Source organism: Bradyrhizobium sp. 23AC, from assembly GCF_054863025.1.
This window is the reverse complement of sequence record NZ_JAVAYN010000004.1, coordinates 182,668-205,728: the sequence shown is the minus strand read 5'-3', so window position 1 is coordinate 205,728 and position 23,061 is coordinate 182,668. Positions and strand designations below refer to the sequence as shown.

Genomic DNA, 23,061 nt, shown 5'->3' with positions numbered 1-23,061 from the left:
TGAAGGCTATCACATTGATGAAATGGAGCAATGTCGAAGGACTCGCAGGGATCGAGTTCCGGAAGGCGAAGGCGTCGCACCGGTTGAACCTTCCTCGCCCTCCCGATGACTAACGCCGTGTCTGGAACTATCCATCCCGCTCCGCGCTGCGATGATCATGTGCGACTTGCGAGGGTTGAACGCGTCGCACCTGGGCCGCGTCTAAAGCCTACAGCTCAACTCCTGCGCTCGAGGCCATCATGAAGCTTTTTCTCCTGACTGCCCTCGCCGTTGCCGCACTCATCAGCGCGGCCCACGCGGAGGAGGCAGACGACATCCGCGAGGCCAGCAAGGCCGAGGCCGAGACCTTCAACACGCGCATGTATGCGGGCACCCCCGGCAACAAGGCCTATGCCTGCTTCGTCCGCCGCTACGATGCGGAGCACCTGGCGCGGCATCCGAAGCAGAAGGTCGCTTCGATGAAGCTGCTGATCTCGGCCGAGTTGGACAAGGAAGACAAGGAGCTCCACAATTCCTTCCGCCTCGGCTTCAGGTACCGCCATCGCTCCGGCGATTTCGACTCCAGCGGCTCTTGTAACCACGCCGTATTCACCAAGGACGGCAACGAGGTTCGCCTCGGTTGCGGTGTCGATTGCGAGGGCGGTGGCATCGGCGTTGCACTGTCCAAAGACGACAAGTCGACGATCGTGCGGCTCGAACGGGTCCGCGTCTGGCAGAACAACAAGCCGGATGACGAGGCCGAGCAGTCGCTGGTCGGCGGTGCCGACGACAGTATTTTCCGCCTCGACCGCACCGACAACAGCGAGTGCGCTTCGCTGGTGACGGACCGCAAGGAACTCGCCGCGCTCCGCCACAAATGATGATATGTCTCCGGCGAATTCAGTCCAGTCGAGGGAGATCGCCATGAACCGCCGGAACATCTTGTGGAGCGCAATCTCGGCCCTGGGCGCGGCATTCGGTGCCTCCAGCGCGAAAGCCGCGACGGAAGCGGGCGCGGGCAACAGACTGAAAGTGGTCTACCATCTCAGCGATGCCGAGAAGGTCAATTTCGTGCTCGGCAACATCCAGAACCACATCGACGGCGTCGGCGGTCCTGATCACGTCACGATCGCGTTGGTGATCCACGGGCCGGCGCTGAAGGCATTCCACTCGGCGCAGGCCAACCCCGACACCAGCAAACGCGTCGGCGAATTCTCCAAGGACGGCGTCGAGCTCGCCGCGTGCGGCAACACGATGAAGGCGCAAAACGTGACGCTCACCGAGCTGCTGCCGGGCTTCGTCAGCGCGGAAAAGGGCGGCGTGGTTCGTCTGGCTGAGCTGCAGTCGCAGGGGTATCTGTATCTGCGGCCGTAGGAAACTGCTGCTTACCACACGACAAGTGCACTCCATCCCCCGCCTGGGGGGGGAGGGTTGGGGAGAGGGTGTCTCTGCTGAGGGACAATCCCCTAGAGGAAAAAGCCCTCACCCGGCGCGCGGGACGATGCTTCGCATCGCCCAGACGCGCCGACCTCTCCCGCAAGCGGGAGAGGTAAGGCGGAGCTCGCAGTGCCCCTTCCCAACTCATCTTCATCCCGCTTGACTTATCCATAACTCCATGGTTATGAGTTAACCCATAACTTCCTGGTTATGGATCTTCATGTCCCTCGCCCCCGATCTCCTGTTCAGGACGCTCGCCGACCCCACAAGGCGGGCGATCTTCGAGCGGCTCTGCCGCGAGGGAGAGCAGACCGTCGGGGCCCTGACCGTGAGATCCGGCGTTTCCCAGCCGGCGGTCTCAAAACATCTCGGCGCGTTGAAGCTGGCCGGCCTGGTGCGTGACCGCCATGAGGGGCGGCAGACCCACTACAGCGCGCAACCCGGCGCACTCGATCCGCTGCTCGACTGGACCAGCCAGATGACCGGGTTTTGGCAGAGGCGGCTCGACGCACTCGACGATCTCCTGAAGAGGATGGACCAATGACTGAAGCTTCGAGCGAAACGCGCTCCGTCGTGATCGAGCGCGAATTCGCCTTTCCGGCCGAACGGCTCTGGCGCGCGCTGACGCAGCCGCATCTGATCGAGGAATGGCTGATGAAGAACGACTTCAAGCCCTCAGTCGGTCATCGCTTCAATCTTCGCGGCGAATGGGGCGGCGTGCTGGACTGCGAGGTGCTCACCATCGAGCCGCAGAAGACGCTCGCCTACACCTGGAATTTCTCGCATGAGGACGCTGCGTTCGACCTCAAGAGCGTCGTCACCTTCACGCTGTCGCCGACCGGCGCGGGCACTCACTTACGCGTCGAGCAGGCGGGCTTCAGCCCGACGCAGAAGCAGGCTTATGGCGGCGCGCATGCCGGCTGGAAGCAGTTCCTTGGCAAGCTGGACGAGGTGCTGGCGCGGGGTGACTAGCTCCGGGCGGCCGTATCCATTCCAATCATTTTTTAGAAGGAGACCGCAGTGAGTACGGACATGTGGATTCGTCAGATCCATCGCTGGCTGTCGATGGCTTTCACGCTCGCCGTCGTCGCTAACATCGTCGCCATGACCATGCAGCTCCAGGCCGTCTGGATCGGTTTCCTGGCGCTGGTCCCGCTGATCCCGCTGCTGGCGACCGGGCTCTATCTGTTCGCGCTGCCTTATCTCGGCCGCCGCGGCAACGCGTGATGCGAGGCGAGACGATGAAGAAGGCAGTGACGGCAAAAAAGAGCAGCACGAAAGACGCGACTGGGCCGTCGCCCTCCAAACTGATCGACGGCAGGATCAAGGAGCTCGGCGACTGGCGCGGCGAAATGCTGACGCGGGTCCGCGGCCTGATCAAGCAGGCCGATCCTGAAGTCGTCGAGGAATGGAAATGGCGCGGCGTTCCCGTCTGGGAGCACGACGGCATCATCTGCACCGGCGAGACCTACAAGGAAGTGGTGAAGATGACCTTTGCCAAGGGCGCCGCGCTGGACGACCCGGCCGGCCTGTTCAATTCCAGCCTCGACGGCAATGTCCGGCGCGCGATCGACATTCGCGAGGGCGAGAAGATCAACGAGAAGGCGTTGAAGGCGCTGATCCGCGCGGCGGTGGAGCTGAATACGAGCAAGAAGAAGCCGGCGAAGCGCTAAGGCGTAGCGAGTTCAAAGCGAGTTCGGAAGGCTCTCTCCGTTCTCCCCCCTTGTGGGGGGCACGGAGGGGGTGCGACACGGAGATTCTTTCCGTCGCTCGATCGCACTCGGTGCATCATCAACAACCAGCACCTTTTGCTGGGCTACCCCTCTCCCTAACCCTCCCCCACAAGGGGGGAGGGAACGCACCTCCGCCGGTGCGCTAGTTGAGGCTAACCCATCAGACGTCCGCGCAGCCAGCCACCTCACGCCACCGCCGCCGGGATCGGGCGCGGGCTCACGACGTATTCGCGCATGACCTTGTCGTTGGCATCGACCTCGATCAGCGCGACGTCGTAGGTCCAGAGATCGGCCAGGTGCTGCAGCACCCGCTTGGCATCGGTCTCGTTGAGCTGCGAGCCCTTGATGACGTGGTGGTGCAGGATCAGGCGGCGGTCGCCGGAGAGATCGACGTCGACCACCTCGATATTGGCATCGATGTAGCCGACATCGTGCTGCCGCGCCAGCTCGCGCCGCACCCGGCGGAAGCCGCGCTCGTCGTGGATGGCATCGACCCGGATGCCGGCGCGCTCCTCGGGATCGTCGTGCAGGTGGAACATACGGAGGTGCCGCATCAGCCTGGGGCTCAGGAACTGCGCGATGAAGCTTTCATCGCGGTAGTTGGCCCAGACGTCGCGCAGCACGCCCATCACGTCGTTCTTGCCGGCGATGTCGGGGAACCATTCGCGGTCCTCGTCTTCAGGTCGGGTGACGATGCGCTCGATGTCCTGCATCATTGCGAAGCCGAGCGCATAGGGGTTGAAGCCGGAGAAGCGCGGGTCGTCGAATTCGGGCTGGAACACCACGTTGGTGTGCGATCCCAGGAATTCCAGGAAATTGCCGTCGGTGATGCGGCCCTGCTCGTGCAGCTTGGTCATGATGCGATAGTGGACGTAGGTCGCCGTCCCCTCGTTCATGACCTTGGTCTGGCTCTGCGGGTAGAAATATTGCGCGATGTGGCGGACGATGCGCAGCAGCTCGCGTTGCCACGGCGCCAGTCGCGGCGCACTCTTCTCCAGGAAATAGAGCAGGTTTTCCTGCGGCAGACCGAGCAGCTTGCGGCGGCGCTCGATGCTGAGCGCGGACCGGCTCTTGGCCGCGCCCTTAGGGACTGTGCGCCAGAGGTCGTTGAAGACCTCCTCCTCGTGCTGGCGACGCCGCCCCGCCCGCTTCTCCTCGGCGCGCAGATCCAGCTTCTTCTTGCCGGGATAGCGGTCGATGCCGTGCGACATCAGCGCATGCGCGGCATCGAGCGTGCGCTCGACCTCGACGCGGCCGTAGCGCTCCTCGCATTGCATGACATACGTCTTGGCGAAGTCGAGATAATCCAGGATGCCGTCCGCGTCGGTCCACTGCTTGAACAGGTAGTTGTTCTTGAAGAAGTGGTTGTGGCCGAAAGCGGCGTGCGCGATCACCAGGGTCTGCATCGTCGCCGTGTTCTCCTCCATCAGATAGGAGATGCATGGCGAGGAGTTGATCACGATCTCATAGGCGAGCCCCATCAGGCCCTTGCGATAAGATGCCTCATGGAAGGCGAATTGCTTGCCGAACGACCAGTGCTTGTAGAACAGCGGCATGCCGACGGAGGAGTAGGCATCCAGCATCTGCTCGGCGGTGATGACCTCGATCTGGTTCGGATAGACGTCGAGCCCGAGATCTTTCGTCGCCACCACCTCGCAGGCATCGGTGATGCGCTGCAAGGTGTGGAAATCCCAATCCGCGCCTTCGAACAATCGTTCCGTCATGGAGCGGCTTTCTCCTGGGCAGTTTCGCGGCGCTGGAACAGATCGTGGAACACCGGGAAGATCTCGCTGCGCTCGCTGACCTTGCGCATCGAGAGCGGTGCGCCGCTGTTGCGCAGGCGGTCGTAAAGGGTCCAGAGCGAGGAGTCGGAGAGATCGAAGGCGCTGCCGCCGGATTCCCCGACCTCGAGATAGGCAAAGAACTGACAGACCGGCAGGATCTTGTCGGTCAGCAGGAGCCCTGTGAGCTCGCCGTCGGAATAGGAATTGTCGCCGTCGGAGGCCTGCGCGGCGTAGATGTTCCAGTCCGACGGGTTGAAGCGCTCGCGCACGATCTCGTGCATCGCCTGCAGCGCGCTCGAGACCAGCGTGCCGCCCGAGGCCGGGCCATAGAAGAAGGTCTGCTCGTCCACCTCCTCGGCGCGGTCGGTGTGGCGGATGAAGACGATCTCGACGTGCTTGTAGCGGCGCTTCAGGAAGACGTAGAGCAGCATGTAGAAACGCTTGGCCAGATCCTTCATGTGCTCGGACATCGAGCCCGACACGTCCATCAGGCAGAACATCACCGCCTGCGCCACCGGCTTCGGCACCGTCTCGAAGCGGCGATAGCGGATGTCGAGCGGATCGATGAAGGGAATCCGCTTGGACTTCGCCTTCAGCTTTTCGAGCTGGGCGAGAAGCACCTCGCGCTCGTCCTCGTCGGTGCAGGCAGCGATCGCGGCTTCCAGTTCCTCGATCTCCTCCTTGCGGGGACGCTTGAGCGCGATGCGGCGGGCAAGCGCCAGCTTCACCGTCCGGCTCACCGAGATGTTGGCGGGCGAGCCCGACGTGGTGTAGCCGGCACGCTGAATGCCCTCGCTCTCGGTCTGCGCGATCTTGCGCTTGGCCAGATCCGGCAGCTCGAGATCGTCGAGGAAGAGATCGACGAACTCGTCGCGGGAGAGCACGAAGCGGAAGGCATCCTCGCTGTCGCCTTCGCCCGGGCCGGAATTCTTGGCGCTGCCCTGGCCGGAGCGCTGCAGATAGTCGCCCTCGATGAACTTCTTGTTCCCGGGCAGCACCATGTCGCGCGTTCCGCCTTCGCGGCGGAAGCGCGGCTCGTGCATGCCGTCGAGCGGGATCGTGACCTCACCACCCTCCAGGACGTCCTTGATGTCGCGTTCCTGCGAGGTCTTCTTGACGGCGCCCTGCACCAGGGATTTGGCCCGACGCAAGAACCGCTGGCGGTTCTCAAGACTCTTGCCGCCTGGATTCAGGCGCCTGTCAATAATGTGAATGGGCACTTTACCATCCGCCTCAACCGGCCTGCTTCACACGCATGTACCATTCGACGAGCCGGCGAACCTGACGCTCGGTGTAGCCACGCTCCACCATGCGTGCGACGAACTCGCCGTGCTTCTTCTCCGTCTCGCCGTCCTTCTTCGATCCGAAAGAGATGACCGGAAGCAGGTCCTCGACTTGCGAGAATATCCTCTTTTCGATCACGTCGCGAATCTTCTCGTAGGAGGTCCAGGTCGGATTTTTGCCACCATTCTGGGCCCGCGACCGTAACGAGAATTTGACGACCTCGTTGCGGAAGTCCTTGGGGTTGGCGATGCCCGCCGGCTTCTCGATTTTGGTCAGCTCCTGGTTCAAAAGCTCGCGATCGAGCAGCTGGCCGGTGTCGGGATCCTTGAAGTCCTGGTCCTCGATCCAGGCGTCGGCATAGTCGACGTAGCGGTCGAACAGATTCTGGCCGTAATCCGAGTAGGATTCCAGGTAGGCCTTCTGGATCTCGTTGCCGATAAACTCGGCGTAGCGCGGCGCCAGATCCGCCTTGATGAATTCGAGATAACGCTTCTCGACCTCCTCCGGCAGCTGCTCGCGGCGGATCGACTGCTCCAGCGCGTACATCAGATGCACGGCGTCGGCGGCGACCTCCTGCGGATCGTGATTGAAGGTCGCAGCCAGGATCTTGAAGGCAAAGCGGGTGGAGACGCCGTCCATGCCCTCGTCGACGCCGGCGGCGTCGCGATATTCCTGGACGCTGCGCGCCTTCGGATCGGATTCCTTCAGACTCTCGCCGTCATAGACCCGCATCTTGCCGAACAGGGTGGAGTTCTCGTGCTTGCGCAGGCGCGACATCACCGAGAACCGCGCCAGCGTCTCCAGCGTCGAAGGCGCGCAAGGCGCCGACGCGAGCTCGGAGCCCTGGATCAGCTTCTCGTAGATCTTCTGCTCCTCGGTGACGCGCAAGCAGTACGGCACCTTGATGACGCAGATGCGGTCGATGAAGGCCTCGTTGTTCTTGTTGGCCTTGAAGCTCGACCACTCGGCCTCGTTGGAGTGCGCGAGGATGACGCCGGTGAACGGGATCGCGCCGATGTTTTCGGTGCCGATATAGTTGCCTTCCTGCGTCGCGGTCAGCAGCGGGTGCAGCATCTTGATCGGCGCCTTGAACATCTCGACGAACTCGAGCACGCCCTGGTTGGCGCGGTTGAGGCCGCCGGAATAGCTGTAGGCGTCGGGGTCGTTCTGCGCGTAGGTCTCGAGCTTGCGGATATCGACCTTGCCGACCAGCGAGGAGATGTCCTGGTTGTTCTCGTCACCGGGCTCGGTCTTCGAGATCGCAATCTGGCGCAGCCGCGACGGCTGGATTTTTGCGACACGAAACTGGGAGATATCGCCACCGAAGGCTTCCAGCCTCTTGTAGCACCACGGGCTCATCAGGCCGGTGAGACGACGGCGCGGAATGCCGTATTTCTCTTCCAGCATCGGGCCGAGCTGATCGGGATCGAACAGGCTGAGCGGGCTCTCGAACACGGGCGAGAGTTCATCGCCGGCCTTGAGCACGTAGATCGGATGCACTTCCATCAGTGACTTCAGCCGCTCGGCGAGCGAGGATTTGCCGCCGCCGACCGGGCCGAGCAGATAGAGGATCTGCTTGCGCTCTTCGAGACCTTGCGCCGCATGGCGGAAGAAACCGACGATGCGCTCGATGGTTTCTTCCATGCCGTAGAACCCGGCGAAGGCCGGATAGGTACGGATCGTACGGTTCAAAAAAATACGGCCAAGGCGGGTATCCTTGGCCGTGTCAATCGTCTGGGGGTCACCGATCGCCGCTAGCAGTCGCTCCGCCGCGTTCGCGTATTTCATGGGATCGCTTCGACACGATTCCAGATATTCCGCCATCGACATGTCGTGTTGGCTTCTCGCCTCGAACGACTTAGCGAAAGCGTTGAATAGAGAATCGTTGTACATGATCCCTCTCCGCGTGAGTTCCGCTACAAGCTGAAACGAAAGCAGTTACCGGACCGTTCCTCAGGCCATTTCGAATCAGCGTGAGCACATGACGATCATTGGACACCCGGGTGCAGACACGACGCAATGCACAACGTAGGCACTCGTTGAGTTACGAACAGGCACCTGCCCGTATTTTGTGCGAATCTCTGTCTATATTGGCGCATTTCCAGAAAATGTCACTCGGTCGCAACATCCGGGCGTTACCGGGGATGAGTCCATCCGGCGTTGCAGCATAGCGATCTGCGAGCGGCGATCTTATGACGCTTGTACGGCGAAGCCTTGAGCGCCGCCTTGGTTACCACCTTGGGTGCCGCGTTCATCTTCCTGCTGCAATGCGGCGCGCGGAGTGCTGGCAGCGTGACAGTCGCGGCAAGCGCGCAGCAATGTGTCAAAATCGGTCGCCAGGCCGTCCGACAGGATGACGATGCGATCATTTCGCGCGCAACGGGCCAGATCGCGGATGCAACAGAGCTGCTGCTGCAAGGCCGGCGTCGGCGTCAGCACGATCATCTTGTGGCCGCGGCTTTCCTCAGCCGAAATCTCTGCAATCGAATCCCACGGCAGAAATTCATTACCGATGCGGAGACCGCGGATGCCGTAGGGGGTGACGACCACTACCGCCCCCCGTTCGGCGGGCAGCATCCAGATCAGCCGGCAGGTCACCAGGCCGAACAGCGCGACGCCGGCATAGCCGAGCGTCGTGTCGTAGTCGCCCAAACCGTCCCACAAGTCGAAGGCGAGGCTCGCGCTGAGCAGGGTCATCGCAAAGCCCGCCGCGACCAGCAGCCGCAACTGCGTCGCGCATCGCCTGATTTCGAGATCGCGGGATGCGTCGATGGTCATGGCCGATTGCTGGCTGTCGGCGACAGCAAATGCCAGACCTTCAGGATGGGCGTGCATGCTCTTCCCCAGCATGGCCATTCGCGGCCGAACCACGATGCACCAGACGGACCGGAATCCGCTGATGGCACTCCACGCAGCCACTGGCTGACGACGAAGCGGCCGGAGTTACGCAACGAGACCCGGCCGAACCTTCGGCCAACGACTTTTTACGCAACAACCGCTACTGCCGCCCGGATCGCCATGATCGCGACGGAGTTACACTGGAGGGTATGACGCCTGTACCCTTGATTGGTTCCCTCCCGGGAGCATGTAAGCTAGAGGATAGCGCGTCAGGACCGGCGCGGAAACCCCTCGCCCGCAGGCTTGGAGATAAATAAGCATCATGAATCCCGTCAAAGAACTGGAAAAGCACGGACAAGCCGTCTGGCTGGACTTCCTGGCCCGCGGCTTCATCGCCAAGGGCGACCTGAAGCGGCTGATCGAGACCGACGGCGTCAAGGGCGTCACCTCCAACCCCTCGATCTTCGAGAAGGCGATCGGCAGCTCGGACGAATATGACGCCCCGATCGGCAAGGCGCTGAAGCGCGGCGACCGGACCGTGGCCGACCTGTTCGAGGCCGTCGCGATCGAGGACATCCAGAACGCAGCCGACGTGCTGCGCCCGGTCTATGACCGCCTCAAGGGCGGTGACGGCTATGTCAGCCTGGAGGTCTCGCCCTATCTCGCCATGGACACATCAGGCACGGTCACTGAGGCTCGCCGGCTCTGGAAAGATGTTGGTCGCAAGAACCTGATGGTGAAGGTGCCGGCAACGCCGGAAGGCCTGCCGGCGATCGAGCAGCTCATCGGCGACGGCATCAGCATCAACATCACATTGCTGTTCTCCAAGGCGGTCTACCTGGAGGTCGCCGAAGCCTACATCGCCGGGCTCGAGAAATACGTTGCAGGCGGCGGCGACCCCTCGCATGTCGCGAGCGTGGCCAGCTTCTTCGTCAGCCGCATCGACAGCGTGGTCGACAAGCAGCTCGACGACAAGATCGCCCGCGCCAACGATCCGTCCGAGAAGGAGCGGCTCGCCGCGCTCAAGGGCAAGGTCGCGATCGCCAACGCCAAGGTCGCCTACCAGGACTACAAGCGCCTGTTCTCGGGTCCGCGCTGGGACAAGCTCGCTGCCAAGGGCGCCAAGCCGCAGCGGATGCTGTGGGCCTCGACCGGCACCAAGAACAAGGATTACAGCGACGTCCTCTATGTCGAAGAATTGATCGGCCCCGACACCATCAACACCGTGCCGCCGGCAACGCTGGATGCGTTCCGCGACCACGGCAAGCCGCGCGACAGCCTGGAGGAGAACGTCGAGGACGCCTACCGCGTGCTGGACGAGCTGGAGCGCTCCGGCGTCTCGCTCGACGCCATCACCGAAGAGCTCGTCAAGGACGGCGTCAAGCTGTTCGCGGACGCCGCCGACAAGCTCTACGGCGCCGTCGCCCACAAGCGCGCCACGGTGCTTGGGCCCGCGCTCGACCGCCAATCTCTCTCGCTCGGCGACGGGCTCGGCAAGGCCGTGGCCAAGAGCACCGAGGAATGGCGCGCCTCCGCCAAGATCCGCAGGCTCTGGCAGCGCGACAAGTCGGTCTGGACCGGCTCGGACGAGGACAAATGGCTCGGCTGGCTCGACAGCGCCGCCAAGGCCGACGTCGCCGATTACGAGGACTACGCCGGCCGCGTGAAGGGCCAGAAGTTCTCCGACGCAGTCGTGCTTGGCATGGGCGGATCGAGCCTCGGACCGGAGGTGCTGGCCGAGACGTTTGGGAAAAAGCCCGGCTTCCCGAAGCTGCATGTGCTTGATTCAACCGACCCGGCGCAAGTGCGGGCGATGGAGGCCCGGATCGACATCGCCAACACCGTGTTCATCGTCTCCAGCAAGTCCGGCGGCACCACCGAGCCGAACGCGATGAAGGACTATTTCCATGAGCGCGTTGCGCAAGCGCTTGGCCCGAAGGCCAAGACCGGCTTCCGCTTCATCGCGGTGACCGATCCCGGCTCATCGCTGGAGAAGGCCGCCAAGAAGCTGAACTATGCCCGCATCTTCCATGGCGAGCCCTCGATCGGCGGACGCTATTCCGTGCTGTCGCCGTTCGGCCTCGTGCCGGCGGCGACCGCCGGCATCGACGTCAAGACCTTCGTCAAGCATGCGCTCTCCATGGCGCGCTCCTGCGGACCGGACGTGCCGCCGAGCGAAAACCCGGGCGTGCAGCTCGGCCTTGCCATCGGCCTCGCCGGCCTCGACGGCCGCGACAAGGTGACGATCCTGTCGTCGAAGAAAATCGCCGATTTCGGTGCCTGGGCCGAGCAGCTCATCGCGGAATCGACCGGCAAGGAAGGCAAGGGCCTGATCCCGATCGAGGGCGAGCCGCTTGGCGATCCTTCCGTCTACGGCAACGACCGGTTCTTCATCGACATCCGCATCGAAGGCGAAGCGGACGCCGCCCATGACTCCAAGCTTGCCGCGATCGAGGCGGCCGGGCATCCCGTGGTGCGCATCGTGATGAAGTCGATCGACCATCTCGGCCAGGAGTTCTTCCGCTTCGAGATGGCGACCGCCGTGGCGGGCTCGATCCTCGGCATCAACCCGTTCGACCAGCCGGACGTGGAAGCCGCCAAGATCAAGACCCGCGAGCTTACGGCGTCATTCGAGAAGACCGGCGCCTTGCCGGAAGAGCAACCGGTAGTCAGCACCGATGAAGCCGATCTCTACACCGACGAGGCCAACGCCACCGCGCTGCGCGCCGCCGGCGCCAACGGCGACCTCACCTCGTGGCTGAAGGCGCATCTGTCGCGCTCCGGCGACGGCGACTATGTCGCCCTGCTCGGTTACATCGCCCGGGACAAGGTGACCATCGACGCGCTCCAGGCCATGCGGCTAGAGGTGCGTGAGAAGCGGCAGGTCGCTACCTGTGCCGAATTCGGACCGCGCTTCCTGCACTCCACGGGGCAGGCCTACAAGGGCGGGCCCGACAGCGGCGTGTTCCTCCAGATCACCGCTGACGATGCCAAGGACCTGGCGGTGCCGGGCCAGAAGGCCAGCTTTGGCGTGATCAAGGCGGCACAGGCGCGCGGCGATTTCGACGTGCTCACCGAACGCGGCCGGCGCGCGCTACGCGTCCACCTCAAGGGCGGGCTCAAGAAGGGCCTTGCGGCACTCAATGCAGCGCTCAACGACGCGCTGAACTAAGGGAATATCGCAGATGCAACTCGGCATGATCGGCCTCGGCCGAATGGGCGGCAACATCGTCCGCCGCCTGATGCGCCACGGACATTCGACCGTGGTCTATGACAAGGACGCCAAGGCCGTCGCTGGCCTCGCCGCAGACGGTGCAGTCGGCTCCTCGACGCTCGAAGACTTCATCTCGAAGCTCGAGCGGCCGCGCACGGCCTGGGTGATGCTGCCTGCCGGGCACATCACCGAGACGACGATCGACACCATCGCGGGCGTGATGCAGGCGGGCGACGTCATCATCGATGGCGGCAACACCTTCTGGCAGGACGATGTCCGCCGCGGCAAGGCGCTGAAGGAACGCGGCATCCACTATGTCGACGTCGGCACGTCGGGCGGCGTCTGGGGCCTCGACCGCGGCTATTGCATGATGATCGGCGGCGAGAAGCAGGTGGTCGACCGGCTCGATCCGATCTTCGCCGCGCTGGCGCCCGGCGCCGGCGACATTCCACGCACGGAAGGACGCGAGGGCCGCGATCCCCGCATCGAGCAGGGTTACATCCATGCCGGCCCGGTCGGCGCCGGCCACTTCGTCAAGATGATCCACAACGGCATCGAATACGGCCTGATGCAGGCCTATGCCGAAGGTTTCGACATCCTCAAGAACGCCAACATCGAGGCTCTCCCGGCAGATCACCGCTACGATTTCGATCTCGCCGACATCGCCGAAGTGTGGCGGCGCGGCAGTGTGATTCCTTCCTGGCTGCTCGACCTCACCTCGACTGCGCTCGCCGACAGTCCGGCGCTCACGGAATATTCCGGCTTCGTCGAGGATTCCGGCGAAGGACGCTGGACCGTCAATGCGGCGATCGACGAGGCCGTGCCGGCCGAGGTCCTCACCGCGGCGCTCTACACACGTTTCCGTTCCCGCCAGGAACACACCTTTGCCGAAAAAATTCTCTCCGCGATGCGCGCAGGTTTTGGCGGCCACAAGGAGCCGAAGCAACCGGGCGCGGCGAAGCCCAAATAAGAGCTCAGTAAGCGCACCCAAGCGAAGGCCGACAATTCGTGACAAAAGACCCGCAAGTAAAGCGCAAGCCGGAAAATTGCGCCTTCGTCATCTTTGGCGTGACCGGAGACCTCACTCATCGGCTGGTGATGCCGTCGCTCTACAATCTGGCGGCCGAGCATCTGTTGCCGGAAAAGTTCTGCGTCGTCGGCGTGGCCCGCAGGGGGCAGTCGGATGACGAACTGCGCAACAGCCTGTTGAAGGGACTGCGCCAGTTCGCGACCCGTCCCGTGGACGACGACATCGCAAAGAAGCTGCTGGAATGCGTGACCTTCGTCGAGGCCGATCCGAAGGACCCGCCGTCGTTCGATCGCCTGCGCGAGCACCTGGATTCGCTGGAATGCGCGCAGGACACCGGCGGCAACCGGCTGTTCTATCTGGCAACGCCGCCCGCTGCGTTCGCACCGACGGCGCGCGAGCTCGGCCGCACCGGCATGATGAAGGAGAACGGCGCCTGGCGGCGGCTGGTGATCGAAAAGCCGTTCGGGACTGACCTCGCCTCGGCCAAGGCGCTGAACGCCGAGCTGCTGAAGATCATGGACGAGCACCAGATCTACCGGATCGATCATTATCTCGGCAAGGAGACCGTGCAGAACATCCTGGTGCTGCGCTTTGCCAACGGCATGTTCGAGCCGATCTGGAATCGCAACCACATCGACCACATCCAGATCACCGTGGAAGAGAAGCTCGGCGTCGGTCATCGCGGCGGCTTCTATGATGCCACCGGCGCGCTGCGCGACATGGTGCCGAACCATCTATTCCAGCTGATGTCGCTGGTCGCGATGGAGCCGCCGGCGCGTTTCGACGCGCATTCGGTGCGCTCCGAAAAGGCCGACGTGCTCACGTCGATCCAGCAGCCAAGCCAGGAAGAGGCGCTGAGAAATTCGGTGCGCGCGCAATATCTGGCAGGCCGCATCGGCGACGACGCGATCACGGATTATCGCAAGACCGAGGACGTCAAGCCCGGCAGCAGCACCGAGACCTTTGTTGCGCTGAAACTGATGATCGACAATTGGCGCTGGGCCGGCGTGCCGTTCTATTTGCGCACCGGCAAGGCGCTGGGCCACAAGCGCACCGAAGTCGCGATCAAGTTCAAGCAGGCGCCGCTGTCGATGTTCTCCGGCACGACCGTCGATCGCCTGTCGCAGAATTTTCTCACCATCGGCATTGCGCCGACCGAGACCATCGAGCTGCAGTTCAACGCCAAGATCCCGGGGCCGAGCGTCACCATCGACGGCGTCGAGATGAAATTCCGCTACGGCGACTATTTCCGCGCCGATCCCTCGACCGGCTACGAGACGCTGATCTACGACTGCATGATCGGCGACAACATCCTGTTCCAGCGCGCCGACGGCATCGAGGCCGGATGGCAGGCGGTGCAGCCGTTCCTGGACGCCTGGAAAAGCGCGGGCACCAACGGCATCGAGACCTATGAAGCCGGCAGCGACGGCCCGGCCTGCGCCGACGAGCTGCTCCGGCGCGACGGACGAAGCTGGCGGAAATTTTCGTGATGGCGGCGGCCGGACTGCCGGAGCTGATCGTCGCGGCCGACGCCGGGGCGCTGGCCCAGGCCGCAGCCGAACGGGTGATGGCGCGGATCACGGCCAACCCCTCGCGCATCGCGATCTGCCTCACCGGCGGCTCCAGCCCGAAGAAGCTCTATCAATTGCTCGGCAGCGACCCCTGGCGTGGCAAGATCCCGTGGGACCGCGTGCACTGGTTCATCGGCGACGAACGCTTCGTGCCCGACAGCGATCCGCTCAACAACATGGCGGTCGCGCGCGCGACCTTTCTCGACCGCAATGCGCCGTCCGGCCATATCCACCCGATCCCGACCACGGCTGACAATCCCGACCGAAGCGCTGAGGCCTATGCGCGCGAGCTGCAGGCCTTCTACGGTTCTGAAAGTCTCGATCCGGCCCGGCCGTTGTTCGACCTGGTCCTGATGGGCGCCGGCCCTGACGGCCACACCGCCTCGCTCTTCCCGGGCTTCCCCGAAATCGAGGAGACCGAACGCTGGGTCGTCGGGGTGCCCAAGGCCAATGTCGCGCCTTTCGTGCCGCGGGTCTCGCTCACTTTGCCCGCTTTGGCGTCCTGCCACGAAATGCTGTTCGAGATTGCCGGGCATGACAAGCAGCCGATCTTGACGCGCCTCGTCAATGGCGAGACTCTGCCGGCCTTACGCGCGCGCTCGAATGGTGAGACCGTCTGGCTGGTCGACAGGGCCGCGCTTCCGGAGGGAATTCGTGGCGGGCGTTGAAGCACCTTGTGCATTGATCGTGATGGGCGTGTCGGGTTCGGGCAAGAGCACGGTTGCGGAAGCACTCGGCGAGCGGCTCGGCTGGCGCTTCGAGGACGGCGACAGCTTTCATCCCGCCAGCAATGTCGAGAAGATGCGGGCTGGCCATCCCCTCACCGACGAGGACCGCTGGCCCTGGCTCAACGCCATCGCCGACGAAATCGCACGGGTGTGCGACAAGGGCGGGCATATCATCATCGCCTGCTCGGCGCTGAAGCACACCTATCGTGACGTGCTGCTGCGTGGACGCCACGACGTCCGCTTCGTGTTCCTGAAGGGAACCAAGGAGCTGATCGCCGAACGGCTCGCGCAGCGCAAGGGTCATTTCATGCCGCCTGGGCTACTGACGAGCCAGTTCGACACGCTGGAGCCGCCGGAGGCGGGCGAGCACGTCATCACCGTCTCGATCGACGAAACCGTCGAAGCGATCGTGGACGGCGTGGTGCGGCAGCTGAAACTGGGTACTGCGAAACGCTGAGGCAAAATCGTTAGGTCCTGTCATGACGCAAATCTCACTCGTAGTGTCCGACGTCGACGGCACGCTGCTGACCAAGGACAAGACGCTGACGGAACGCGCGAAGAGTGCGGTGCAGCGGCTGCACAAGGCCGGCATCGGCTTCACCATCACCTCCAGCCGTCCCGCCATCGGCATGCGCTTCCTGATCGAGCCGCTGGCGCTCTGGCTGCCGGTCGGCCCGTTCAACGGCTCCTCGATCGTCGATCCGGAGATGCGGCCGGTCGAGCAGCACCTAATCCCGGCCAGCGCGGCCGAGCGGTCCTTGCAGATCCTCCGCAAGTTCGGCGCCGACATCTGGCTGTTCACCACCGACAAGTGGCTGATCGACAACCCCAGCGGCAAATATGTCGCACACGAGCAGCATACGATCCGCTCCGATCCCACCATCGTGACGGACTTTTCGCCTTACCTTTCGAGCGCCTGCAAGATCGTCGGCGCCAGCGCCGATGCCGCCAGGCTCGAGGCTTGCGAGAAGGCGATGCAGGAGGCGCTAGGCAGCGAGGCCACCGCGGTGCGCTCGCAGACCTATTATCTCGACATCACCCCGCCCGGCTTCAACAAGGGCACGTTCGTCGAGGCGATGGCCAGGCGCTTGGGCATTGCGACCGGCGCCGTCGCCACCATCGGCGACATGCAGAACGACCTTGCGATGTTCGCCGTCAGCGGCATCTCGATCGCCATGGGCAACGCCACCGACAACGTCAAGGACCAGGCGACGCACGTCACGGCGACCAATGAGCAGGATGGTTTTGCCGAGGCAATGGAGATGATCTTGAAGCGGAATGGGGTGGGGTGAGGCCTGATGTGACGAGCCTCGACTAGCGCCCCAACGACGGTGCGTTCCCTCCCCCCTTGTGGGGGAGGGTTAGGGAGAGGGGTGGCCAAGGAAAAGGTGCCTATAGTTACTCCCAAGCGCTGGTGCGCGGTCGAGAGAATCCCCGCGTGGTACCCCCTCCCTGCCCCTCCCCCACAAGGGGGGAGGGAACGGAGAGAGTCCCACAGCCTACTACTTCGACCGCTGCACCGCCGGCTTCTCGCTCTCCTGTCTTGCCGCCGACAGATTATGCGCGGTGTTGATCAGCGCGATGTGCGTCAGCGCCTGCGGGAAATTCCCGGTCTGGCGCCGGGCGACTGAATCGTATTCCTCCGCCAGCAAGCCGACATCGTTCGCGATGCCCACGACGCGATCGAGCAAGATCTGCGCCTTGTCGAGATTGCCGGCGAGCACATGGGCATCGGCGAGCCACAGGCTGCAGGCCAGAAACGCGCCTTCGAGCGGCGACTGCCCCGCAGGCAGCTCGCGCGGATCGTGCCGCAGCACGAAGCCGTCACGCATCAGGCATGTCTCGACCGCAACGATGGTGCCGCGGATGCGCGGATCCGACGGCGGCAGGAAGCCGACGGCCGGCAGTAGCAGCACGCTGGCGTCGAGCAGTTTCGAGCCGTAGGATTCGACGAAGGCGTTCTCCTCCGCGTCAAATCCCCTGTTGCAGACGTCGCGATGAATGGCCTCGCGTAAGGTACGCCAGTGCAGCAGCGGCGCCTTGAAGCCGAAGGTCTCGGCGCTCTTGATGCCGCGGTCGAAGGCGACCCAGGTCATCACCTTGGAGAAGACGTAGTGCCTGGGCTGGCCGCGCCGCTCCCAGATGCCGTGATCGGGCCGGTCCCAGACTTCGGCCAGATGATTGAGCACGGCACATTCCAGCGCCCATGTCGTTTCATCATCGAGCTTGAGCTTGGCCATGCGCGACTGGTGGAAGGCGTCGATCAGCTCGCCGTAGACGTCGAGCTGGAGCTGCGCATGTGCGGCATTGCCGACGCGCACCGGCTTGGCGCCCTCATAGCCGTCGAGCCAGCCCGCCTCCCATTCCAAGAGCCGCCGCTGGCCCCAGATGCCGTACATGATCTGCATGTTCGCCGGCGAGCCAGCGGCCGCGCGCAGCAGCCAATTGTGCCAGGCCAGGGCTTCCTCGGTGTATCCCGAGTTCATCAGCGCGAGCAGCGTGAAGGTGGCATCGCGCAGCCAGCAGAAGCGATAGTCCCAGTTCCTGCTGCCCCCGAGCTTTTCCGGCAGCGAGGTGGTGGGTGCCGCGACGATGCCGCCGGTCGGCGCGAAGGTCAGCGCCTTCAGCGTGATCAGCGAGCGCATGACGAGGTCTTGATAGTCGCCGTCGCGGGTGCAATGGCCGCACCAATCCTGCCAAAACTTTTCGGTGTCCTGAAGCGCGATCTCCGGATCGATCGGCGCGGGCGGCTCCAGATGCGAGGGGCCGTAGGTCAGGACGAACGGCACGGTCTCGCCGGTCTTCACCTCAAAATCGGCAACCGTGGTCAGATCCTCGCCGCGAGTCTCGACAGGCGTGCGCAGCACGGTCATATCCTGGCCGGCGATGGCCATCAGCGAATGGTCGATCCGCCGCACCCAGGGGATATCGGTACCGAAGCCGAAGCGGATGACGAGCTCCATCCGCATCTTCACCGCGCCGCTGACGCCGCGGACCAGCCGCACGATGTCGGACGCCTTGCCGCGCGGCGGCATGAAATCGATCAGCGCGACGGTGCCGCTCTTCGTCTCGAAACGCGTTTCGAGGATGAGAGTGTTGCCGAGATAGCGGCGTGAGATGCTGGTGACGTCCTCGGCCGGCGTAACCAGCCAGCGACCGTTCTTATCGCTGCCAAGGATCGCTGCAAAGCAGGCATCGGAATCGAAGGCGGGCCAGCACAGCCAGTCGATCGAGCCGTTGCGCCCGACCAGCGCCGCGGTCTCGCAATCACCGATCAGCGCATAGTCCTCGATCCTCTGAGACAATGTCGTGCGAGCCTTGAAAACAGCCCTTGGAAGCCCTTACGCCGTCAACTCCCGCCATTCAGCGAACGTTCCCGCGTCGCTGCTCGCAAGGCCGTGAGATCGACTTTCGCGGCGATCTTGTCGAGCGCAACAGGAAGGCGCTGGCGCCAGTTCGGATGTTCGTCGATCGTGCCGGGAATGTTGGGCTGGTCGATCACGCCGAGCAGATCCTCCATGGAGACCGCGAGCAGCCGCGACGGCGTGCGCGACAGGAAGGCGAGCACCGAATAGAGGTCGTTGGCACGAATGCCGTTCTGGCGCAGGATCTCGTCGAGCCTGCCGAGCGCATCCCAGCGCGCCTGGTCGTTCTCGCCGGGATCGAGCCCGAGCGAGCGCTTCATCTTGAGGTCGCCGAAGGAGCGCCAGCCGGCATAGGTCGACAAATCATGCGTGTTCAGCGTGACCAGCGCGTTGGGCCGGTAATGGTCGACGTTGCGGAAATGGCCGGCATCGTCGCGCTCGAACATCATGACGAGATAGGACCAGATGCCGAAATCCTGCATGGTCTCGCGAAAACCTTCCGGCACGGTGCCGAGATCCTCGCCGATCACGATGCATTTGTGGGCCGCGCTCTCGCGCGCCACCGCGCCAAGCAGGGCCTCGAACGGCATCTGCACATAGGCGCCGTTGTCCGGCTTGAAGCCGCGCGGCACGAGATAAAGCCGCTTCAGGCCCAGCACATGATCAAGCCTGATCGCGCCGGCGTGGCGCATCGAAGCCGCCAGCATGTCGGCGAATGGCACGAAGGATTGCGCTTCCAGGCCGCCGGCGTTGAAGCCGGCAAGGCCCCAGTCCTGGCCGATGGTGTTGAGCACGTCGGGCGGCGCGCCGACGGCGAGATGACGGGAGATCGCCATCTGCTCGTTCCAGGCATCGAAGCCGTTGGACTGCACGCCGACGGCGACATCGAGATAGAGCCCGACGCGCATGCCGAGCTGGCTGGCAAGCTCCTTGGCAGCATGCAGCTGGCTATCTGCGGTCCATTGCACGAATTCGACGAACTCGACCTCGCGCTTGTCAGGCCCATTGCGCAAGCTGGCGCATTTTGCCTCATCCGGTTGCTGCCATTCAACCGGCCATTCCCACCATGGCGCGGTGAAACGATGGCGCAGCACCTCGAAGCAGGCGAAGCGGGACAATAGCGGCGCGCGGGCGGCGCGGAAGGCGTCGAACGCCTTGCGGCGCGCCGCGCTTGCCGTCCTCACGAAGCTGTCAAAGGCGGCGCGCAGGCCCAGCCATTTCAAAGCCGCCATATCGGCATAGGGGACGCGATCGCCCTGGCGCAGACGGGCGGCCGTCGCGGCTGCGTCGGGGACGAGGTCGGGAGAAAATTCCGGGATCGCTTCGACGTCGATATAGAGCGGGTTGAGGAACAGCCGGCTGTTCGGCGAATAGGGGCTGCAATCGGCCGGGTGGTCGTCGAACAGGACATGCAGCGGATTGAGTCCGACACCGTCGGCCCCCAGCTGCTTTGCGAGCCGGACGAGGCCGGCAAGATCGGTGAAATCGCCGATGCCCCAATTGCGCTCCGAACGGACGCTGTAGAGCTGCACGGCAAGCAGCCAGCCGCGGTCGAAATCGCCGCCGAAGGCGCGCTCGGGCGCCACGATCATCGGCACCTCTTCCGTCACACCTTCGGCATCGGTCAGTGTCAACCGGTGGTAGCCGAGCGGCAGGCCGGCAGGCCAGGCGATCACGGGCTCGCGGGCCTCGCCCTCGGCGATCACCTCCGCCTTTGCGGTCAATTTCCACTTCAGCGGCGGCGCGCCGATCGTCGCCAATTCGGTGCGCGGGTGCCCTAAGGCGCGGACCACGACCGGCCCGCTGACGAAGCGGTAAACCCGCTTCTCCGGCAGGGCATCGAGAATGGATTTGAGGGCCACGGGATCGGTGACCCGCAGCTTTCCGAGGGCGTCGATGAATTCGGATTGAACGCCCTTGATCCGGGCTTGAGCTAAAAGATCCATTCGGCACGCAGCTTGCAGGCCACCCTTTTGCCGGGGGCATCGATTTTAACGAGACGGTGGAAGACGTTAGTCAGCCCTAACTCGCAGACCGCGCTACCCGTTCCCGAGGGAACTAATGACACACAACCGGCTTTCTATATAGGTACCAAGCGTAGGTTCCCGACAAGGGAAACGGGCTCCTGCTTTCTTGTCAATGGCATCACCGTGAACAAGACAATTCAAACTGTCGAAAGTGCCGCAGCCGGCAGCGCTTTCCTGATCGAGGACGTCTATCCCGCAATCGACGCCGGTCGCTTCGCCGTGAAGCGGATCGCGGGTGAGCGCATGGAGGTGTGGGCCGATGTCTACCGCGATGGCGACGCCGTGGTCGGGGCCGCGCTGATCTGGCGCCGCGAACAGGACCGCGACTGGAAGCGCGAGCCGATGGACCATCGGGGCAATGACCGCTGGACTGGCGGATTCACACCCGTTGAGCCCGGGCAATACGTCTATGCCGTCGAGGCCTGGACCGACGAGTTCGCCACCTGGTCGCACGGGGTCGCGCGCAAGCAGCGAATGGGTGCCGATGTCAGCCTCGATGCGATCGAGGGGGCCGGGCTCCTGACCAAGGCGCATGGCGCGCGACAGGACGCGGCGGCCGTCATCGTCAGACAGTGCGAGGATTATCTTCAGACCGGCGACGTCGCCTCGCTGCTTGCGGCCGAGCTCGGCAATGCCATGGCAGAGAGCCAGTCCCGGCCGGACCTGACCCGCTCGCAGCCCTTCCCGCTGACCGTCGACCGCGACAAAGCGCGCTTCGGCGCCTGGTATCAGATGATGCCGCGCAGCCAGAGCCAGGTCGCCGGCCAGCACGGCACGCTGCGAGACTGCATCGCCCGCGTGCCTGATATCGCCGCGATGGGTTTTGACGTGCTCTATTTCACGCCGATCCACCCGATCGGCCGTCGCCGCCGCAAGGGCCGCAACAATGCGCCGGTGGCAACCGAAGGCGAGCCCGGATCGCCCTACGCAATCGGAGCCGCCGAGGGCGGCCACGATGCGCTGCATCCCGAGCTCGGCACCATCGAGGATTTCCGCGCACTGGTCGCGACCTGCCTGGAATATGGTCTCGAGCTCGCGCTCGATTTCGCCGTGCAATGCTCGCCCGACCATCCCTGGCTGACGCAGCATCCAGAATGGTTCAAATGGCGGCCGGACCGCTCGGTGCGGACCGCGGATGGACCCTATTCGGACATCGTGATCCCCGATTTCAACTCCGTCGACAGGGCCGGGCTGTGGAATGGGTTTCGCGACGCCATGCTGTTCTGGATCGAGCACGGCGTCACCATCTTCGCCATCGACAACCACGACACCGCGCCGCTTGCGTTCTGGGACTGGCTGATCCGCGACATCCGCCGCCGGCATCCCAAGGTGATCCTGTTCTCCAAGACGTTTGCGCGGCCGAAGCTGATGAAGGGCCTCGCCAAGCTCGGCTTTGCGCAGTCCTTCACCTATTTCCCGTGGCGCACGACCAAGTGGGAGCTGGAGCAATATCTCGGCGAGCTGACGCGCTATCCCGAGCGCGACTTCTATCGGCCGAACCTGTTCGTCAACACGCCCGACCTGCTGCCCTATCATCTCCAGGGCGGCGAAGCCTGGGCGTTCAAATCGCGCGTTGCGCTGGCGGCGACGTTGTCGGGCAGCTACGGCGTTTACAGCGGGTTCGAGCTGCTCGAACACGGTGCGATCCTCGGCCGCGAGGAATATCTGGATTCCGAGAAATACCAGATCCGGCAACGCGACTGGGACCGGGCCGGCAACATCAAGTCCTACATCGCCGCGCTCAACCGCATCCGCAACGAAAATTCCGCGCTCCAGCAAACGGCGAACTTGCGGTTTCTCGGCATCGACGACGGCGAGACGATCGCCTTCGTCAAGGCGGCGGCCGAGCCGGCCAACACCGTCGTCGTCGTGATCGCGCTTTCGGGCCATTTGCGCGAGTGCTGGCTGCCGCTTGGCGACGTCACCGTTGACGCCGGCGGTCAGCGGCACCATGTGACGACACTCGAAAACCTTCTCACCGGCGAACAGTCCCGCATCGAATGGGGCGGGATCAAGTTGCGTATCGATCCCGACCGCGATCCGGCGCTCTTGTTCCGCTGCCTGGCGTAAG

General features: G+C 63.8%; 19 protein-coding genes. 13 read left to right on the top strand and 6 right to left on the bottom strand.

Going from position 1 to position 23,061, the window contains the following annotated elements; genetic code table 11:
* The first annotated feature begins 239 nt into the window (after positions 1-239).
* The 6 genes from RAD10_RS12110 (at position 240) to RAD10_RS12085 (ending at position 3,089) form a co-directional block, all read left to right on the top strand.
* Positions 240-860, top strand: a complete 621-nt coding sequence (locus RAD10_RS12110; protein WP_461617650.1) for a hypothetical protein — start codon at positions 240-242, stop codon at positions 858-860.
* A gap of 43 nt (positions 861-903) precedes the next feature.
* A complete protein-coding gene (locus RAD10_RS12105; protein ID WP_461617649.1) occupies positions 904-1,353 on the top strand; it encodes a DsrE family protein in 450 nt (149 codons plus the stop codon).
* A gap of 283 nt (positions 1,354-1,636) precedes the next feature.
* Positions 1,637-1,960: an ArsR/SmtB family transcription factor gene (locus RAD10_RS12100; protein WP_028145658.1), complete on the top strand. Its 324-nt coding sequence runs from the start codon at positions 1,637-1,639 to the stop codon at positions 1,958-1,960.
* A complete protein-coding gene (locus RAD10_RS12095) occupies positions 1,957-2,388 on the top strand; it encodes an SRPBCC family protein (protein WP_461617648.1) in 432 nt (143 codons plus the stop codon). Before RAD10_RS12100 ends, RAD10_RS12095 begins: the two co-directional genes overlap by 4 nt.
* Before the next feature lie 60 nt (positions 2,389-2,448).
* Entirely contained in the window at positions 2,449-2,643 is a 195-nt protein-coding gene (locus RAD10_RS12090) for a hypothetical protein (RefSeq protein ID WP_461617891.1), read from the top strand.
* Between the two features lie 14 nt (positions 2,644-2,657).
* Positions 2,658-3,089 carry a DUF1801 domain-containing protein gene (locus tag RAD10_RS12085; RefSeq protein ID WP_461617647.1) on the top strand — a complete coding sequence of 144 codons (432 nt, stop codon included), beginning with the start codon at positions 2,658-2,660 and terminating at the stop codon, positions 3,087-3,089.
* Positions 3,090-3,334: 245 nt separating this feature from the next.
* Here the strand turns inward: RAD10_RS12085 and RAD10_RS12080 are convergent, their stop codons facing one another.
* The 4 genes from RAD10_RS12080 to RAD10_RS12065 form a co-directional block, all read right to left on the bottom strand.
* Entirely contained in the window at positions 3,335-4,873 is a 1,539-nt protein-coding gene (locus RAD10_RS12080) for a SpoVR family protein (protein ID WP_461617646.1), read from the bottom strand.
* Complete coding sequence (locus RAD10_RS12075) at positions 4,870-6,147, bottom strand: YeaH/YhbH family protein (protein ID WP_461617890.1); 1,278 nt, start codon at positions 6,145-6,147, stop codon at positions 4,870-4,872. The genes RAD10_RS12080 and RAD10_RS12075 overlap by 4 nt, the downstream gene beginning before the upstream one ends.
* A gap of 19 nt (positions 6,148-6,166) precedes the next feature.
* Positions 6,167-8,110, bottom strand: coding sequence for a PrkA family serine protein kinase (locus RAD10_RS12070; RefSeq protein WP_461617645.1), 1,944 nt, complete (start codon positions 8,108-8,110; stop codon positions 6,167-6,169).
* Between the two features lie 297 nt (positions 8,111-8,407).
* Entirely contained in the window at positions 8,408-9,073 is a 666-nt protein-coding gene (locus RAD10_RS12065; protein WP_461617644.1) for a hypothetical protein, read from the bottom strand.
* Positions 9,074-9,377: 304 nt separating this feature from the next.
* Between RAD10_RS12065 and RAD10_RS12060 the strand changes: the two genes are divergently transcribed.
* Genes RAD10_RS12060 through RAD10_RS12035 form a run of 6 tightly spaced genes read left to right on the top strand, consistent with a single transcriptional unit; the run spans position 9,378 to position 16,890 of the window.
* The gene (locus tag RAD10_RS12060) at positions 9,378-12,227 is read left to right on the top strand and encodes a bifunctional transaldolase/phosoglucose isomerase (protein ID WP_461617643.1); all 2,850 of its coding nucleotides are present in this window, start codon (positions 9,378-9,380) and stop codon (positions 12,225-12,227) included.
* A gap of 13 nt (positions 12,228-12,240) precedes the next feature.
* Positions 12,241-13,239, top strand: a complete 999-nt coding sequence (gnd, locus tag RAD10_RS12055) for a phosphogluconate dehydrogenase (NAD(+)-dependent, decarboxylating) (protein ID WP_461617642.1) — start codon at positions 12,241-12,243, stop codon at positions 13,237-13,239.
* Between the two features lie 38 nt (positions 13,240-13,277).
* Positions 13,278-14,789 carry a glucose-6-phosphate dehydrogenase gene (gene zwf, locus RAD10_RS12050; RefSeq protein WP_461617641.1) on the top strand — a complete coding sequence of 504 codons (1,512 nt, stop codon included), beginning with the start codon at positions 13,278-13,280 and terminating at the stop codon, positions 14,787-14,789.
* On the top strand, positions 14,789-15,538 hold the full coding sequence (gene pgl, locus RAD10_RS12045; RefSeq protein WP_461617640.1) for a 6-phosphogluconolactonase: 750 nt from the start codon (positions 14,789-14,791) through the stop codon (positions 15,536-15,538). Before zwf ends, pgl begins: the two co-directional genes overlap by 1 nt.
* On the top strand, positions 15,525-16,055 hold the full coding sequence (locus RAD10_RS12040) for a gluconokinase (protein WP_461617639.1): 531 nt from the start codon (positions 15,525-15,527) through the stop codon (positions 16,053-16,055). Before pgl ends, RAD10_RS12040 begins: the two co-directional genes overlap by 14 nt.
* Before the next feature lie 22 nt (positions 16,056-16,077).
* Entirely contained in the window at positions 16,078-16,890 is an 813-nt protein-coding gene (locus tag RAD10_RS12035; protein ID WP_461617638.1) for an HAD family hydrolase, read from the top strand.
* Between the two features lie 210 nt (positions 16,891-17,100).
* Here the strand turns inward: RAD10_RS12035 and RAD10_RS12030 are convergent, their stop codons facing one another.
* Positions 17,101-18,903 carry a glycoside hydrolase family 15 protein gene (locus RAD10_RS12030; protein WP_461617637.1) on the bottom strand — a complete coding sequence of 601 codons (1,803 nt, stop codon included), beginning with the start codon at positions 18,901-18,903 and terminating at the stop codon, positions 17,101-17,103.
* Positions 18,904-18,947: 44 nt separating this feature from the next.
* Positions 18,948-20,909, bottom strand: coding sequence for a 4-alpha-glucanotransferase (malQ, locus tag RAD10_RS12025; protein ID WP_461617636.1), 1,962 nt, complete (start codon positions 20,907-20,909; stop codon positions 18,948-18,950).
* Positions 20,910-21,113: 204 nt separating this feature from the next.
* Between malQ and RAD10_RS12020 the strand changes: the two genes are divergently transcribed.
* Positions 21,114-23,060 carry a maltotransferase domain-containing protein gene (locus tag RAD10_RS12020; RefSeq protein ID WP_461617635.1) on the top strand — a complete coding sequence of 649 codons (1,947 nt, stop codon included), beginning with the start codon at positions 21,114-21,116 and terminating at the stop codon, positions 23,058-23,060.
* The last annotated feature ends 1 nt before the right edge of the window (position 23,061 follow it).